The sequence below is a fragment of the Bradyrhizobium sp. sGM-13 genome, assembly GCF_018398875.1.
Lineage (GTDB): Bacteria > Pseudomonadota > Alphaproteobacteria > Rhizobiales > Xanthobacteraceae > Bradyrhizobium.
Genome location: NZ_JAGWDK010000572.1, coordinates 1 through 204, shown reverse-complemented (window position 1 = coordinate 204; position 204 = coordinate 1). Strand labels below are relative to the sequence as shown.

1 pseudogene is annotated in these 204 nt (G+C 59.8%); it reads left to right on the top strand.

Features of this window, described 5'->3' with window-relative positions:
* Positions 1 to 204, top strand: a pseudogene (locus KJQ96_RS40015) (ISNCY family transposase); the annotation flags it as partial.

Below are 204 nucleotides of genomic sequence, written 5' to 3'. Positions count from 1 at the left end.
TGACGCAGGGACGCAGAATGCGCGTGGATACGACGGTGGTGGAGACCAACATCCACTACCCGACCGACAGCATGTTGCTGGGCGACGGGGTCAGGGTGTTGATCCGCACCATGAAGAAGGTCACCAAGATCGTCGGCACGGCCGGAACAAAACTGCGCGACCGAACGCGAAGCGTAAAACTGCGCCTGCTCGATATCTCGCGAA